The sequence below is a fragment of the Brevibacillus sp. B_LB10_24 genome, assembly GCF_046036945.1.
In the GTDB taxonomy this organism is placed as follows: domain Bacteria; phylum Bacillota; class Bacilli; order Brevibacillales; family Brevibacillaceae; genus Brevibacillus_C.
The window spans coordinates 244800-259010 of record NZ_JBJQOQ010000001.1; the positions used below are offsets into that span (position 1 = coordinate 244800).

The 14211-nt window shown below is 56.0% G+C and carries 16 protein-coding genes; 9 read left to right on the forward strand and 7 right to left on the reverse strand.

The window, feature by feature from the left end:
- Window positions 1-21: 21 nt before the first annotated feature.
- The 4 genes from ACI7RC_RS01255 to ku all read right to left on the reverse strand — a co-directional run bounded on the left by ACI7RC_RS01255 (window position 22) and on the right by ku (window position 3629).
- Complete coding sequence (locus ACI7RC_RS01255) at window positions 22-1593, reverse strand: GMC family oxidoreductase (protein ID WP_408106398.1); 1572 nt, start codon at window positions 1591-1593, stop codon at window positions 22-24.
- Window positions 1590-2192, reverse strand: coding sequence for a gluconate 2-dehydrogenase subunit 3 family protein (locus ACI7RC_RS01260; RefSeq protein ID WP_408106399.1), 603 nt, complete (start codon window positions 2190-2192; stop codon window positions 1590-1592). Before ACI7RC_RS01260 ends, ACI7RC_RS01255 begins: the two co-directional genes overlap by 4 nt.
- Window positions 2193-2204: 12 nt before the next feature.
- The gene (locus ACI7RC_RS01265; RefSeq protein ID WP_408106400.1) at window positions 2205-2603 is read right to left on the reverse strand and encodes a hypothetical protein; all 399 of its coding nucleotides are present in this window, start codon (window positions 2601-2603) and stop codon (window positions 2205-2207) included.
- A 93-nt stretch (window positions 2604-2696) separates the two neighbouring features.
- On the reverse strand, window positions 2697-3629 hold the full coding sequence (ku, locus tag ACI7RC_RS01270; protein WP_408106401.1) for a non-homologous end joining protein Ku: 933 nt from the start codon (window positions 3627-3629) through the stop codon (window positions 2697-2699).
- A 235-nt stretch (window positions 3630-3864) separates the two neighbouring features.
- Between ku and brnQ the strand changes: the two genes are divergently transcribed.
- Window positions 3865-5226 (forward strand): branched-chain amino acid transport system II carrier protein, encoded by a 1362-nt coding sequence (brnQ, locus tag ACI7RC_RS01275; protein ID WP_408106402.1) that lies wholly within the window; start codon window positions 3865-3867, stop codon window positions 5224-5226.
- Between the two features lie 69 nt (window positions 5227-5295).
- On the opposite strand, the gene ACI7RC_RS01280 is transcribed toward brnQ, so the two are convergent.
- A complete protein-coding gene (locus tag ACI7RC_RS01280) occupies window positions 5296-5439 on the reverse strand; it encodes a hypothetical protein (RefSeq protein ID WP_408106403.1) in 144 nt (47 codons plus the stop codon).
- 416 nt (window positions 5440-5855) lie between these two features.
- On the opposite strand from ACI7RC_RS01280, the gene rsmD reads away from it, so the two are divergent.
- Together rsmD and coaD are read left to right on the forward strand one after the other, a co-directional pair.
- A complete protein-coding gene (gene rsmD / locus ACI7RC_RS01285) occupies window positions 5856-6449 on the forward strand; it encodes a 16S rRNA (guanine(966)-N(2))-methyltransferase RsmD (RefSeq protein WP_408106713.1) in 594 nt (197 codons plus the stop codon).
- 56 nt (window positions 6450-6505) lie between these two features.
- On the forward strand, window positions 6506-6991 hold the full coding sequence (gene coaD, locus ACI7RC_RS01290; RefSeq protein ID WP_408106404.1) for a pantetheine-phosphate adenylyltransferase: 486 nt from the start codon (window positions 6506-6508) through the stop codon (window positions 6989-6991).
- A gap of 12 nt (window positions 6992-7003) precedes the next feature.
- Here coaD and ylbJ read toward each other — a convergent pair whose 3' ends face one another.
- A complete protein-coding gene (gene ylbJ / locus ACI7RC_RS01295) occupies window positions 7004-8239 on the reverse strand; it encodes a sporulation integral membrane protein YlbJ (RefSeq protein ID WP_408106405.1) in 1236 nt (411 codons plus the stop codon).
- 100 nt (window positions 8240-8339) lie between these two features.
- On the opposite strand from ylbJ, the gene ACI7RC_RS01300 reads away from it, so the two are divergent.
- Both ACI7RC_RS01300 and ACI7RC_RS01305 read left to right on the forward strand, forming a co-directional pair.
- The gene (locus ACI7RC_RS01300; protein ID WP_408106406.1) at window positions 8340-9134 is read left to right on the forward strand and encodes a patatin-like phospholipase family protein; all 795 of its coding nucleotides are present in this window, start codon (window positions 8340-8342) and stop codon (window positions 9132-9134) included.
- Window positions 9131-10213: a SepM family pheromone-processing serine protease gene (locus ACI7RC_RS01305; protein ID WP_408106407.1), complete on the forward strand. Its 1083-nt coding sequence runs from the start codon at window positions 9131-9133 to the stop codon at window positions 10211-10213. The genes ACI7RC_RS01300 and ACI7RC_RS01305 overlap by 4 nt, the downstream gene beginning before the upstream one ends.
- Here ACI7RC_RS01305 and ACI7RC_RS01310 read toward each other — a convergent pair.
- Complete coding sequence (locus tag ACI7RC_RS01310) at window positions 10185-11426, reverse strand: nucleotidyltransferase (RefSeq protein ID WP_408106408.1); 1242 nt, start codon at window positions 11424-11426, stop codon at window positions 10185-10187. The genes ACI7RC_RS01305 and ACI7RC_RS01310 overlap by 29 nt on opposite strands.
- Before the next feature lie 147 nt (window positions 11427-11573).
- Here ACI7RC_RS01310 and ACI7RC_RS01315 point away from each other — a divergent pair, with 147 nt between their 5' ends.
- The 4 genes from ACI7RC_RS01315 to plsX all read left to right on the forward strand — a co-directional run bounded on the left by ACI7RC_RS01315 (window position 11574) and on the right by plsX (window position 14206).
- Window positions 11574-12092 carry a YceD family protein gene (locus ACI7RC_RS01315; RefSeq protein ID WP_408106409.1) on the forward strand — a complete coding sequence of 173 codons (519 nt, stop codon included), beginning with the start codon at window positions 11574-11576 and terminating at the stop codon, window positions 12090-12092.
- A gap of 199 nt (window positions 12093-12291) precedes the next feature.
- A complete protein-coding gene (rpmF, locus tag ACI7RC_RS01320; RefSeq protein WP_408106410.1) occupies window positions 12292-12462 on the forward strand; it encodes a 50S ribosomal protein L32 in 171 nt (56 codons plus the stop codon).
- 137 nt (window positions 12463-12599) lie between these two features.
- Window positions 12600-13160, forward strand: coding sequence for a transcription factor FapR (fapR, locus tag ACI7RC_RS01325; RefSeq protein WP_408106411.1), 561 nt, complete (start codon window positions 12600-12602; stop codon window positions 13158-13160).
- 38 nt (window positions 13161-13198) lie between these two features.
- Complete coding sequence (gene plsX, locus ACI7RC_RS01330) at window positions 13199-14206, forward strand: phosphate acyltransferase PlsX (RefSeq protein ID WP_408106412.1); 1008 nt, start codon at window positions 13199-13201, stop codon at window positions 14204-14206.
- The last annotated feature ends 5 nt before the right edge of the window (window positions 14207-14211 follow it).

The window sequence follows — 14211 nt, forward strand, 5'->3', positions numbered from 1 at the left end:
GCTTTTTTTACTAAGCTTTTCTTACAATTCCTGCATGCTCGCTTTTTCCTTGATGTAATCTGCCGTTCGCGCCGCCAGCGCCATGACGGTGTTGGTCGGATTGCCTCCGCCGGATGTGACGAAGATCGAAGCGTCGCAGATGAACAGGTTGGGGATGTCATGGCTTCGGCCGAACGAATTGACCACCGACGTCTGCGGGTTGTCGCCCATCCGGCAGCCGCCCATCATATGGGCTGTGTCGGGAACGACGAATTCTACTTTGCCGCCTTCCGCTTCCATAATGGCACTCATCGTTTTGACCGCGTGCCTGATCAGCCGCTGGTCATTGTCTCCGTAGCTGAAAGTAACTTTTGCCCGCGGCAGTCCGTACTCGTCTTTTTCATCTGCGAGCGTGACCTGGTTGCGGACGTCCGGCAGGACCTCGCCTACTAAAGTGACCCGGCCGTAGTAGTTGTAGTCAAGCATTGCCTCCCTGATGCGGGAACCCCAGATCGGTCCGCCCTCTGCCTTGGTGATGCCCGTGGCAAAGGCGACTGGTCTTGCCCCGTGGGCGTGCAGGGTATAGCCGCGGACAAAGTCATTGTTCGGATTGGTGCGGTAGAAATCCTGCGTAGTGGCCAGCACCGGCGTCCCTTTGTACAGGCGAATCTCCCTGTCGAACTTGGCGTAGACGTCGTGGCTGCTGTGTACCATGATCGATTTGCCGACCATCCCGCTGCTGTTGGCCAGGCCGTCGGGGAACCGGGAAGTGGCCGAATTCAGCAGCAGCCGCGGCGTTTCCACGACATAGGCGGAGAGGATGACCAGTTTGGCCTTCTGCTCATAGGTGACGCCGTCGTGGACGAAGGTGACGCCCGTGGCCCGGCCGTCTTTTCCGACGAGCACCTGGGTGACCATACAGTCGGCCAATACCTCGGCACCAGCCGCGATCGCTTTGGGAATATGCACGATCAGCGTGCTGAATTTGGAGTCCGGCATGCACCCCTGGTTGCAAAAGCCCCGGTTGATGCAAGGCGGCCTGCCTTCAAACGGTGCCGACAGGATCGCCAGGGGGGCAACGGTCGATTGGATCCCCAGCTTTGCACAGCCGTTTTGAAACAGGTAAGCGTTGGGACTCAGCGGCTCCCGCTCCGGGTAAGGGTAGGGGCCGTGAAAGTTCCCCCAGGGGAAATGCTTGGGACCCGATACCGCAATCTCTTTTTCGATCTTGTCGTAGTAGGGCTCAAGGTCTTCGTAGTCCATCGGCCAATCATCGGCCACACCGTCCAGCGTCCTCGCCTTGAAATCGATGTCGTGAAAACGTAAAAAGACTGCGGTAAAATGGACGGTCCCGCCGCCGATGCCGCGACCGGAATTATTGTGTCCCATCGTCAAGGGATTCTGGCCGTCGACGATCCGCGTCTCCTGCCAACCTAGATTTTTCATCGACAATTCATCGCTGGCAAAATCCTTTTGGGGATCGCGAAACGGACCCGCATCCAGAACGACGACACTCATCCCCGCCTCGCTGAGCTCCTTGGCCAGAACGCCCCCCGCCGCCCCGGCGCCAACGATGACGACATCTACTTCTCCGGTGTATTTGCGTTTTATCATGATTCCGGCTGAGCCTCCCATGGATCTAATTGTCCCAATTGGGTGCGAACGTACCCGCGCGGATAGGCCGGTCCGGCGTACCCGATCTCGGACCATACGGCAGGATGCGAGCAATACGACTCAATGGTCAGAGTAAGCAGTTTGTCAAACAAGGGCTGCTGCCACGCCGGGTTCCAGGTGGGGGTTGCTTCCGTGTTCCCGTGTCCCTGGCTGAGTGCCTGCAGAAGTTCTGTCTGCTGCTCGGTTTTTAAATGGATGAAGGGTGTGGCATGCAGCTGCTTTGCTGCTGCATCGATGGCCTGCAGGCCTTCCCGGATGAGGATCTGCTCGCCCGGCACCCCCGCTTTTCGCTGCCCCTCGCCAATCGCTTGCGTCAGGGTCTGGTCAATATGTTCAAGTACATACGAGAGCACGTTCAGCCGCTGGTCGTCCACCAAAAGCGAACAGATGGCCCGCAGCATCTCTATCTCTGGCTGTGTTAAAAACTGGAAATTATTTTTTGGACGCACGCGCGAGGTGACGATGGACTGGGTGTGATCGTCCCAGGCATCCGTTTCCCTTAACACGTCAAAAGACGGGTAATGGCTTTGTCGCACCATAGACAGACCTCCTTACCTGGCTGACCAGAATACCGCGATTAAGCCCAGCACGCTTATGGCGGTAAACATAAACGGCAGGGTGAGCGGAGGGCCGATCAAAAAATTGCGCAGCGCCCACCCGCCGACGCGGATTCCCACACCGCGAATGTGAAAATACGATCCGATCAACCCGGAAAGTATCCCCAGACACATCAGCAAGACGAACAGAGAGCGCAGCAAGGCAGTATTGTAAAAGGAGAAGGCGATGCCCTCGATAAAAATGATCGGGGCCAGGATCACCGGTACCCACATGACTTTTTGGTGAAAATTTTGCCGGTAGTGAAACAGCGTCACCTGCAGCCCGATCGCCAAAAAGGCCACACTGGTAAACAGGATCAAGATTCGCTCAATCGACCAAACACCCCAGTACATCAGACCGACCTCTTTTCAGATGAAAATATGTTCTCCCTAGTAGTTTCCTGCGTGGAGAAATCTATCCATCCCTTCTGGCGATTAAAGCGGCGGTCACATCCGCCGGCTCTCCGTCTTTTTTCGACGCAGTTTTTTCGTGGTGGTCCCACCGGCCTGTTTTTCGGCCGGCTTCTCTTTTTCCTTCTCGGCAAAAAGCGGGTTTTTGACAGCAGGGGTCGGAGAGGGAGGGATAGCGGCCGGCTCTGCTGCTCCTTCTCCTGACGCTGCCGCAAGACTTGCTTTTAGCGCCTGCATCAAGTCGATCACATTTGCCTTTGGTGCAGTCGGGGCGACGGCTATTTCCTCGCCTTCCAGTTTTTTGGCAATCAGGGTGTGAAGATCCTCGCGGTAATCATCCGTGTATTTGGCCGGTTCAAACGGGGCGCTCATGCTGTTGATCAATTCTTCCGCCATGGCCAGTTCGTTTTCAGCCAGGGGAAAATCGGCAGCCGGCAGGGCGGGGACTTGGGCCACAGCACGCACCTCATCGGGGTAAAAAATCGTCTCCAGGACGATGCAGGGTCCATAGATCCGGACGACGGCCAGGCTTTGCCGGTTGCGAATCGTGATGCGGGCAACGGCGATTTTGCCGGTTCGCTCCATCGCCGCCCTGAGCAGCGCATATGCCTTGTCTCCCGTATCCTGAGGGGAAAGGTAGTAGCTTTTGACGAAGAAGATCGGGTCGATCTCGGTGAGCTGTACGAAGTCGAGGATCTCGATCGCTTTGCGGGTCTCGGGAGTGATGCTCTCCAGGTCTTCGTCTGAAACAATTACAAAATTTCCCTTTTCGTATTCAAAACCGCGTACGATCTCGCTTGCATCCACTTCCCGGTCGCAGTGCGGGCACATTTTGGCGTAACGGATCGGCGTATTGCATTCCTTGTGAAGCTGACGGAAGCGGACATCTTTTTCTTCCGTGGCAGTAAACATCTTGATCGGAATATTGACGAGTCCGAAGCTGATCGAACCTTTCCAGACAGTGTGCATATAGGCCTCCTGCGGTTGTTTTCCTCTATCAAGTAGTATGGTCAGCCGGTGCAAAAGAGCGGTCTTGAAAGTTTTGGATTGAAGCAGCCATCTGGTCTGAATTAGCAGCATCCAAGGGTTGAAAGTTTCCGACATTCCTGATATTATTTTTATCTATGTGAAATTTATATTCCATATTTCAATTTCTCTAAAAATTATGTGGAATGGAACAACTTATACAAGGAGTTTTGAACAGATGAAAAACTTGTCTTGGAAAGAGACTACATCCATAGGATTAATGCTGTTTGCCCTGTTTTTTGGCGCCGGAAACATGATTTTTCCCCCGTCTTTGGGACAGGCAGCAGGGACTCATTTTTGGGCGGCCATCGCCGGATTTATCGTCACGGGCGTAGGGCTTCCGCTGCTTGGCGTCATCGCGATCGCCGTCTCCGGGGAAAACCTGCAGTCTCTCGGCAACCGCGTCCATCCGGTGTTTGCCGTCGTTTTTACGACGATTGTGTACCTGTCGATCGGTCCGGTTTTCGCCATTCCCCGCACCGGTACGGTTGCGTTTGAAATGGGGGCAGCCCCCCTACTGCCTGAGGAAATGAAGAGCGGCGGCTGGTCTTTGCTGCTCTATACGCTGGTTTACTTTGCGATCACGTTATGGCTGTCGTTAAATCCGACAAAGCTGGTGGATCGGATTGGGAAAATATTGACGCCTTTGTTGTTGATCACGATCGCGGTCATTTCCATACAGGGAATGGTCCACCCGATCGGATCGTTTGAGCCGCCGGCGGAAGGGTATCAATCGGCGCCGTTTTTTGGCGGATTCGTGAAAGGGTATTTGACGATGGACGCCATCGCGGCGCTGGTTTTCGGCATCGTCGTGATCACGGCCGTTCAGGAGCGCGGAGTAAAGGAGCGCAAACACCTTGCGTTTATTACGGTGAAAGCGGCGCTCATAGCCGCTGTCGGACTGGCGCTGGTCTACATCGCCCTTGGCTATCTGGGAGCTTCCAGCCGATCGGCGGTGGGGGCAACGGAGAACGGCGGGCAAATTTTAACAGCGGTCACTTCCTTGTTGTTCGGCAGTCCGGGAACGATTCTGTTGGGTGTGGCGATTACCCTGGCGTGTTTGACTACCTCTGTAGGGCTCGTCGCGTCCTGCGGCCAGTATTTTTCCCGGCTGTTGCCCAAGCTTTCCTACAAGGCCGTCGTCTACATCATGTGTCTGTTCAGCCTGGGCGTGGCCAATTTGGGGCTGACCCAGATCATCAGTTATTCAGTGCCGTTGCTGATGGTCATCTATCCGCTTGCTATTGTATTGATCATCCTGTCCATTTTTCACCCGATCGTCAAAGGAAGCCCGGGCGTCTATCTGGGCGCATTGGTCGGGACGGCGCTGGTCAGTATCGGCGACGGCTTGAAGCAGCTGGGCCTGCAGCCGGATTGGCTGGCCGCTGCCTATGACAAACTGCCGCTTTACGCGGAAGGGATTGGCTGGCTGCTGCCGGCGCTTGTCGGCGGACTGCTGGGTCTCGTCATCCGCAGCGCAGCCAAGCGCCCTGCGGCAGACATCGCCAAGTCATACGCAAATGCGGAGAAAAACGGATAAGCGTCTTGCGATAAAGCCCTCTGTCCCGGGTTGGTTTTCCCCGGAAAGAGGGCTTTTTTGAAAGGCCGCCTACTGTCCGTGTTTTTTAAAGTCAGCCTGGTCGGCGCGGGACTGCATTTCCCGTGCCGCTTCTTTGTTTTGGCCGGTTCGGTCGGCCAGCGATTGAGCCGCTGCGGCTGCCTGTTTTCGCTTTGAAGGCAATTTTTCCGCCATGGGTCATCCTCCTTCCATGTATGGCTAGTATGTCCCGGATGAAGGCCGAAAAAAAACCCCGCTGCTAAGCAGCGGGGCAGCGGTTCATTCGACTCTCTCAAGGAGAGCGTACCACATGAATGCTCCTATCAGACATTCGATGTGCAAGCGCGAACCGCTTTTCAATTATGGGAGAGGAGAAACCGGAGGAAGAGCTTATGGGGAAACGTAAGTCTTCTCCGCGGTTGTCAGCGACACCGTTGCGTCGCTGTATCTATTCTTTTCCAAGTGTGGGAGTGTTTATACACCCTTGATGCAAATTTTTTTCGGGCAGCCCTGCTGCGGCCTGTACAGCGTGACCCAAAAGCCGTAGCGACCGGAAGGAAGCTTGCCATTTTACGGAGAAACCATGTCTGTGTTAGTATGAACGTATTGCCATATACAGACAGCCAGGTGAGAATATGCGAGTCATAGCAGGTGATTATAAAGGACGTCCGCTCGCCGCCGTTCCCGGCAGGGGAACGAGGCCGACGTCGGACAAAGTAAAAGAGTCGATTTTCAACATGATCGGACCGTACTTCGACGGCGGCTGGGCGCTTGATCTCTACGCCGGTACGGGAGGATTGGGAATCGAGGCGCTAAGCCGCGGGGCGGACAAAGCCGTCTTTGTCGATGCGGACCCCAAAGCGGTTTCCATCGTCAAGCAAAACCTTGCCGCACTCAAACTGGAGGGGCGCTCTGAGATATACCGGATTGACGCTGCGCGGGCGCTGCGGGCTTTGGCCAAGCGGCAGCTCGTCTTTGAGCTGGTCTTTCTCGACCCCCCCTATGCCAAACAGCAAATCGCCCAGGAGCTGCAGGTGCTGCAGGAGTCGGGTTTGCTGTCTTCGGAGTGCCGGATTGTCGCCGAGCACGATGCCGGAGTCATCCTGCCGGAACGCGTGGGAGACTGTGCTGTGCAGCGCATTGCCAGTTACGGCGATACTGCGGTTACCATCTACGGTTACGAAAAAAACGCTGAGGTACTTTGATAGGCCGATCGGAAAGGAACCCTTTCCCATGCGGCGAGATGAAGGGAGTCATGTGTATGCGCATTGCCGTCTGTCCGGGCAGCTTCGATCCGGTCACTAACGGGCACCTCGACATCATCAGCCGGGGAGCCAAAATTTTTGACAAAGTGATAGTCGCCGTGCTGTACAATTCCAAAAAGACGCCGCTGTTCTCGGTCGAGGAGCGGCTCGACCTGTTGAGCCAGGTAACGGCCGAGATGCCCAACGTTGAGGTGGATTCGTTTTCGGGCCTCTTGATTGACTATATGCGGACCAAGCAGGCAAAGGTCTTGATCAAGGGGCTTCGCGCCGTTTCCGACTTCGAGTATGAAATGCAGATGGCCGCGATCAACCGCAAGTTGGATGAAGAGATTGAGACCTTTTTTATGATGACCAACAATCAGTACTCCTACTTGAGTTCCAGCATTGTCAAGGAAGTTGCCAGGTATAACGGGCGCATCAGCGATCTGGTGCCGCCGCTTGTGGAAAAAGCGCTCTACGACAAGCTGGCCCGGCAAGCGTAAACGAGCCCGGGCCTAGCGGTAGCGGGGCCGCTTTACCGTGAATTTGCGGATGATCGCACTGAGCGCGATCAGGATGAGCAGGATCGTCAGCGCGGTCGCGCCGGAGCGGAAAAAGACATCCCGCCAGACATCGGCTGTGCTCGGGAAGGTATTTGGCAAAAATACCGGTACACTGCTTATCCAGCCGGCCGTCAGCGTCATGAAAGGACGCCAGAGCACAAGCGTCGTCACGACAGCCAGTACAGCGTGGATGCAACGAGCCATCAGGTAGGGCGTGACGCGTATGTCGGTGGAACTGAGGATGCTGGCCACCTGGGCGTGTACGCTAAGGCCGCCCCAGGAGAGCACGGAACTGGCTATCGCTGCTTTCCACATGAGCGAGACATTCGCGGGTACTTCGCTTACCGCTTGGGCCCCAAGCGTCACTTCAAAAAGCCCTGTAACCAGCGCCTGGGAAAATCCTTCAGGCAGTCCGAGCGGTCCGAGCACCACCATCAGGATCGCGCTCAAAAACTGCGTGATGTTAATCACCTCAAACATCTCCATCAGTACGGAGAAGACGACGAGAAAACCGCCGATCATCAACTGCATCTGCAGGGCGGAGAAAACGGCGTCGCCCATCAACTGGCCGAATGGACGTTTGTCCGCGAGGCGAGCCCGGTGCATGGCCTGCAGGGCGCGGTAGGCCAGGGAGCGCTGTTGTTTTTCCAGCGGTCTGGTGATCGGCGTATGTCCGGCGAAAAAGCGGAGGCAGAATCCCAAAATGATCGCGGACAGGTAATGGGAGGCGGTCAGCACGACGCCCAGCTGTTCGTTGTGAAAAAAGCCGACGGAGACCGCACCGATGACAAACAGCGGGTCAGCCGTTGTGGTAAAGGAGACCAGCCGCTCCCCTTCCACCCTCGTCAGGTTCCCCTGTTCGCGCAGCCGGGTCGTCAGTTTGGCTGCAACCGGGTACCCGGAGGAAAATCCCATCGTCAGGACAAAACCGCCGGTTCCGGGAACGTTAAAAAAAGGGCGCATCACCGGCTCTAACAGGACGCCGACAAAGTGTACGACACCAAGCCCCATCAGGATTTCGGAGACGACGATAAAAGGCAGCAGAGCGGGGAAGACGACATCCCACCAAATTTTTAAACCGCTGACTGCCGCGCGGTACGACATTTCCGGATGTGAGACCAAGGTTACGACCAGGCCGATTGCACAAACGGCAAGAATAAGTGTGAGGACCGGTGAATGACGTGACATAGGTTCCTCCTGAAGAACTAAGATAGTACATGCATACGTGTGGAAGGGCTAATCTATGCCTTGCGACCCTCATAAGAATGTAAGAGGGAGGGAAAATGATGTGACTGTCAAACGAACACCAAAAGTCGGCCTGGCTCTTGGCTCCGGCGGGGCCCGCGGTTTCGCCCACATCGGGGTATTGAAAGTGCTCGAAGCTCACCGGATCCCGATCGACTTCGTGGCGGGCAGCAGCATGGGCGGGTTGATAGGCGCGTTCTTCGCGAACGATATCGAGCCCGGCATGATGGAGAAGCTGGCGATTCATCTGAAGCGCAAGCATTGGCTGGATGTGACCGTACCTACCCTCGGCTTTGTCGCCGGCCAGAAGATCAAGGAACTCGTCCGTCTGTTGACGCACGGGAAGAAAATCGAAGAGCTCAGCAAGCCGCTGGCTATTGTCGCGACGGATATCGAGACCGGAGAGCGAGTCGTGTTCCGCAGCGGACCGGTCGACCGGGCGGTTCGGGCCAGCATTTCGATCCCCGGCATCTTTATCCCGGAGAGGGTGGGGGATCGGCTGTTGGTCGACGGCGGGGTGATCGACAGAGTGCCAGTCACCGTCACCAGGGAGATGGGGGCCGACATTGTGATTGCCGTCGACGTCGCCCAGTTTGACGTAAAGATGAAGGTGGGGTCCATCTTTGATGTCATCGCCCAGGCGATCGACGTGATGGAACGGGAGATATTGCGGCACCAAATGCTTGCCGCCGACCTGGTAATCCGTCCGAATGTTGGACACTATAGCAGTATCTCCTATACCGGAATCGAGGAAATCATCGCCGAAGGGGAACGGACGGCGCTGGAGCACGTAGACCGCATTAAAGAACTGATAGACAAATGGGAGGGAGAAGAGTGACCGAGCAGGCGGATATGCAGCGCGAACGATCAAGAAAAAGGCTGAGACGACTGCAGTGGTGGCTGGTAGCCGCCTGTGCGTTGATCGTGCTTTCCGGATACATTCCGCTGCCCTACTACGTGACCCGTCCCGGCTCTGCCATTGAGCTTTCGCCGATGATCACCGTGGAGGGCGGGACGAAGAACGAACAGGGGGCGTTTATGCTGACGACTGTTCGCATGGGACAGGCTACGCCGATCTGGTATCTTTACGCCAAGCTGTCGCCAAACGCGGAGCTGATGGATAAAAACCTGGTCGTCGATGAAGGCGAGTCAGAGGAAGAGTACACCCAGCGTGAGCTGGAAGTGATGAAAGTTTCCCAAAAATTGGCAGAAGCAGTAGCGTTTCAACGCGCCGGCTACGATGTGAAAATCGAACCGCAGGGCGTGCTGGTGCTGGGAGGCGTAAAAGGGATGCCGGCGAGTGAAGTTCTGAAGGTCGGAGATGTGATCACTCAGGTTGATCAGCACCCCGTTTTGACCGCAGATGAACTGAGCTCCTACATAAACGGCAAAAAAGCGGGCGACAAAGTGGACATTACGTATCTGCGCGGCGGCCAAAAGCAGCAGGGGCAAGTCGCCTTGGCGCTGCTGCCTCCGCAAGGACCCGGCCAGGAAAGGCGGGTCGGGCTGGGGATCCGCCGGGATAACAAACTGCTGATCGAGGTGCCGAAGAAAGTGACCATCGCCTCACAAGGCATCGGGGGACCATCCGCGGGATTGATGATGACGCTGGAAATCTACGATCAACTGGAGACCGGCGTCGACCTGACGCGGGGCTACCGGATCGCCGGCACCGGATCGATCAACCCGGACGGAACGGTCGGCAGGATTGGCGGAATCAATCACAAGATCGTCGCCGCCAACGCTACCGGTGCGGAAATCTTTTTCGCCCCGAACGATCCGGGACCGGGCATCTCCAACTACGAGGAAGCGGTAGAGACGGCCAAAAAAATCGGCTCCGCGATGAAAATCGTACCTGTCAAGACGGTGGACGACGCTATTCAATATCTCAAGGAGCTGCAGCCGAAACACGCATGATCGGCGCCTGGCGGTACTCCCGCGTGAACGGCTGCTCTCCGGGATTCGGCAGGGCCAGCCGGTACAAGCTGTCGGCGACAATATCGAGGTCAAGCATCGGATGGATGCCGTCGCGCACCTTGGTGTAAATCGGCAGGCGCCCGGATTGCTTTGCCCGGCGGAGCAGCGCCTGGCCCGTCTCGTTGAAGCCGAGCACGCGGGCGTACGGGGCTCCCGCTTTTAACTGAAAGCCAGCGATGTCCTGCTTGCCAAGACCCAGCAGGACACTGTGCAGCATTCGCTGCAGGCGGTTCCAGGTAAAGCGGCGGGTCTTCGCCTGCGAAAGCAGTTCAGCTACGGTTTCGACGCGTTTTACCGCTTGTTTCAGCCTGTGCTCCACCCCCTCCTCTATCTCGTGATAGCGGGAGAGTTCCTCGGGAGTAAGCTGCAGCAAGCGGTGGAACAGGGGATGGCGAAAATGTTCCCACGAAACCGGCCCCGCGCCGGATGAAAATTCCCGCGAAAGGATTTCCAAAACACTCGGCGGGACGTAGGAAGCCAGCTCCTGCAGCGCCCCCTTTTCGTCGAAAATCAGTTTTCTGATCGCCGTAGCGCTGGCGATGCGGCGATCGGTGATCGTCTCCTGGTGGTACCCGGCCTTCTGCCGTTTGATCGTCACGGCCTGGATCGGGCTGTGCTGCCGCTCCAGGGCGAGGAGGTAATTCAGCCCCAGGATGTTGTTGGGCTGGTCGATGGGGACGCTGCCAAGGCCCATGTCCTGCATCAGCTGTCCGGCGGCCGCGGCGTAGGCGGCGGGATAGGCGAGACCGTCAGCCAGACCGGCCCGCAGGTAACGGGTAAATGCCGCTGGCTCGTCCGCCAGAGATTTGGCCAAAAGACGCATCCATTCCAGCTCGCCGCTCTCGCTGCCGAAGCAGAGGCAGTCGACCACTCCCAGGCGATCCAGTATCGACACAGCGCCGTGAGCGAAGATTTCCGCGTTGGCGCAGGCGAAGGGAACCGGCAGTTCGATGACCAGATCGATCCCGACGGAGAGTGCCATTTCCGCCCGGGCCCACTTGGAGACGATCGCAGGTTCGCCGCGCTGTAGAAAATTGCCGCTCATGACTGCGACACAGGCGTCAGCCCCTGCGGCTGCCTTGGCAGCGGTGAAGTGGTGCAGGTGACCGTTGTGAAACGGGTTGTATTCAACGATAAGACCGACCGTTTTCAAATGCGGACCGCTCCTTTTTTTCTTTTGAGTGTAAGAGACAAAGGCCGGTTTGGCAAATCGGTTTTTCCTGCACTGTCAAGCTAATTTGGTTGACAAAGCTTTCCGCTACCGCTATAATCAACTTTGTTGTGCTTGAGGTGAAGAGACATGAATCTTAAAATTGCAGAGCTTAAGTCACGACAAGGTGAACCGCTGACTTTTCGTACAACCCTGGAAGCGGCAGACTTGAAGCATCGCCATCAGGAGATCCGCGGCTTGACCCCGGTCGAAACGGTTGGTGAAGCTGTCATGCTGGGCGGACTTGTCTACGTGACGGGCAAGCTGAATGCTGATGTCGATTTTGTCTGTGCCCGCTGTCTGGAGCCGTTTCGACAGCATGTGGAGATCCCGTTTCAGGAGACCTTTGCCACGTCTGATGCGGAAGTCCAGGTGGATGAGGACAGCGATTTTCACGAAGTCGACGGGGATGAAATCGAACTGGATCCGGTGCTGCAGGAAGACTTCCTGCTCGCGATACCGGCATTTCCGCTGTGTATGGAGGATTGCAAGGGGCTTTGTCCGACTTGCGGGGTAAACCGAAATGAACAGACCTGTTCGTGCAACAACCAGAGAATTGATCCCCGCCTGGCCGGTTTGGCTGACTTTTTCTCTAAGACAGAAGAATGAGTTCATTCACTTGTTTTCAAGATGAAGCTGTCGTCTTCGGATTGCCGGCTCATTTTTGAACGGATGGGACACCATCCATACATCAAGGATTCCTCTAAACTGCAGTCGCTCTTTCTTGAGAGTGCTTCAATAGAGGCCTTAACTCTTATTTGCAAATGCAGATTTTGCGACATCATCAGTTGAAGGAGGTGTTAGGAAGATGGCAGTACCTCAGCGGAGAACTTCCAAAACCCGTAAAAATATGCGCCGTACGCACTTCAAACTGGAAATCCCAGGCATGATCAAATGCGACAATTGCGGCGAGTACAAGCTGGCGCATCGCGTATGCCCAAGCTGCGGAACTTATAAAGGAAACAAAGTGGTGGATTAATTCCACTGGATTGTTTATCCAGTGTGGGCGGCAGGGTTGAAAAAATCCTGCCGTTCTCATATACTGACTTAGTACCAGGTAATATAAACTGATCGTAATACATAGGTCGTGTTCTTCAAGAGGGGGTGCCGGCGACCATGCGATTACCCAAGAGGGAACGGCAGCAGCGTCTTGCCCGGACGCTAGCAGACAACCCGTTTGCCACGGACGAGGATCTGGCCGCGATGTTTAGCGTAAGCATACAGACGATTCGCCTCGACCGCCTGGAGTTGGGCATTCCCGAACTGCGTGAGAGAATCAAATCGGTTGCTGAAAAAAGTTTTGACAACGTAAAATCCCTTCACATCGACGAAGTGATCGGAGAAGTAATCGAGCTGCAGTTGGATAAATACGGATTTTCCATGCTGGAAGTAAAAGAAGAACACATTTTTGCCCGGACGAAGATCGCCAGGGGACATTATATTTTTGCCCAAGCCAATTCGCTGGCGGTCGCCGTTATAGATGCGGATGTCGCGCTGACGGCCACTGCCAGGATTCGCTTTGTCCGTCCCGTTCAGCTTGGAGAAAAGCTGTTCGCGAAAGCGGAAGTTCGCAGCCGGGACGGGGACGAAAGCAAGGTGCGGGTCGAGACGAAGGTCCAGGGAGAGACCGTCTTCACTGGTACGTTTCGCGTATTTCGGGTGCCTGGAACGGTGTAGTCCGGCTAAACGCTTCAACTTAAGAGGAGGAAATTCTTTTGCGTATTGCCTTGGATGCTATGGGCGGTGACAACGCCCCGCGCAGCACCGTAGAGGGAGCGGTGCAGGCCTGCCTGGCCGATCCGGCTTTAAAAATCGTGCTGGTGGGCGACGAAGCCCAGGTTAAGCCGCATTTGCCTGAACAATTGCCGCCGGGAATTGAATTGCTGCATTGCAGTGAAGTGATCGAACCGGATGACGAGCCCGTGAAGGCTGTCAGACGAAAAAAAGATGCCTCGATGGTGGTGGCTGTCGGATTGGCCCGGGACGAAAAAGTAGATGCGGTCATTTCCGCCGGCAACACTGGCGCCTTGATGACCGCCGGCCTGTTGGTTGCAGGCAGGATGCAGGGAATCGAACGGCCCGCATTGGCGGCGCTTTTTCCCAACATGAAGAGCAAGGCGACACTGGTCTTGGACGTTGGGGCCAATATGGATGCCAAACCGCTTCACCTGCTGCAGTACGCCATCATGGGCAGCCTGTATGCAGAAAAGGTGCTGGGCTACGACAGACCGACTGTCGCCCTGCTGAACGTAGGAACAGAGGAAGCGAAAGGCAACGAGCTGACCAAAGCGGTCTATCCGCTGCTGGCTGCCTCCAATGTGAACTTCATCGGCAACGTGGAGGCGCGCGACGTCCTCGACGGGATGTGTGACGTGCTGGTCTGCGACGGCTTTTCCGGCAACGTGATGCTGAAGTCGATGGAAGGGGCGATCTCAACCATTTTTTCGCAGCTCAAGAAGGAGTTCCTCTCCAGTTTCGTGAATAAGATAGCAGCGGCTATTCTCAAGCCAAGCCTGACCCGCTTCAAAACGCGCATGGATTACTCGGAGTACGGCGGAGCGCCGCTCTTGGGATTGCGCCGGCCGGTGGTAAAAGCACACGGCTCGTCCAATGCTCACGCGATTAAAAATGCGATCCTAGTAGCCTCGCGGTTTGCCCAGTTAGACGTCAACGGCTATGTACAAAAAGAGATGGACGCAGGAAGAGAGAGCGAAAGAGAGTGATGATA

Excerpts from the sequence above, each read along its gene's own strand:
- ACI7RC_RS01255 (WP_408106398.1), bottom strand. The coding sequence starts at position 1,593 with ATGATAAAACGCAAATACACCGGAGAAGTAGATGTCGTCATCGTTGGC.
- ACI7RC_RS01260 (WP_408106399.1), bottom strand. The coding sequence starts at position 2,192 with ATGGTGCGACAAAGCCATTACCCGTCTTTTGACGTGTTAAGGGAAACG.
- ACI7RC_RS01265 (WP_408106400.1), bottom strand. The coding sequence starts at position 2,603 with ATGTACTGGGGTGTTTGGTCGATTGAGCGAATCTTGATCCTGTTTACC.
- ku (WP_408106401.1), bottom strand. The coding sequence starts at position 3,629 with ATGCACACTGTCTGGAAAGGTTCGATCAGCTTCGGACTCGTCAATATT.
- brnQ (WP_408106402.1), top strand. The coding sequence starts at position 3,865 with ATGAAAAACTTGTCTTGGAAAGAGACTACATCCATAGGATTAATGCTG.
- ACI7RC_RS01280 (WP_408106403.1), bottom strand. The coding sequence starts at position 5,439 with ATGGCGGAAAAATTGCCTTCAAAGCGAAAACAGGCAGCCGCAGCGGCT.
- coaD (WP_408106404.1), top strand. The coding sequence starts at position 6,506 with ATGCGCATTGCCGTCTGTCCGGGCAGCTTCGATCCGGTCACTAACGGG.
- ylbJ (WP_408106405.1), bottom strand. The coding sequence starts at position 8,239 with ATGTCACGTCATTCACCGGTCCTCACACTTATTCTTGCCGTTTGTGCA.
- ACI7RC_RS01315 (WP_408106409.1), top strand. The coding sequence starts at position 11,574 with ATGAATCTTAAAATTGCAGAGCTTAAGTCACGACAAGGTGAACCGCTG.
- rpmF (WP_408106410.1), top strand. The coding sequence starts at position 12,292 with ATGGCAGTACCTCAGCGGAGAACTTCCAAAACCCGTAAAAATATGCGC.
- fapR (WP_408106411.1), top strand. The coding sequence starts at position 12,600 with ATGCGATTACCCAAGAGGGAACGGCAGCAGCGTCTTGCCCGGACGCTA.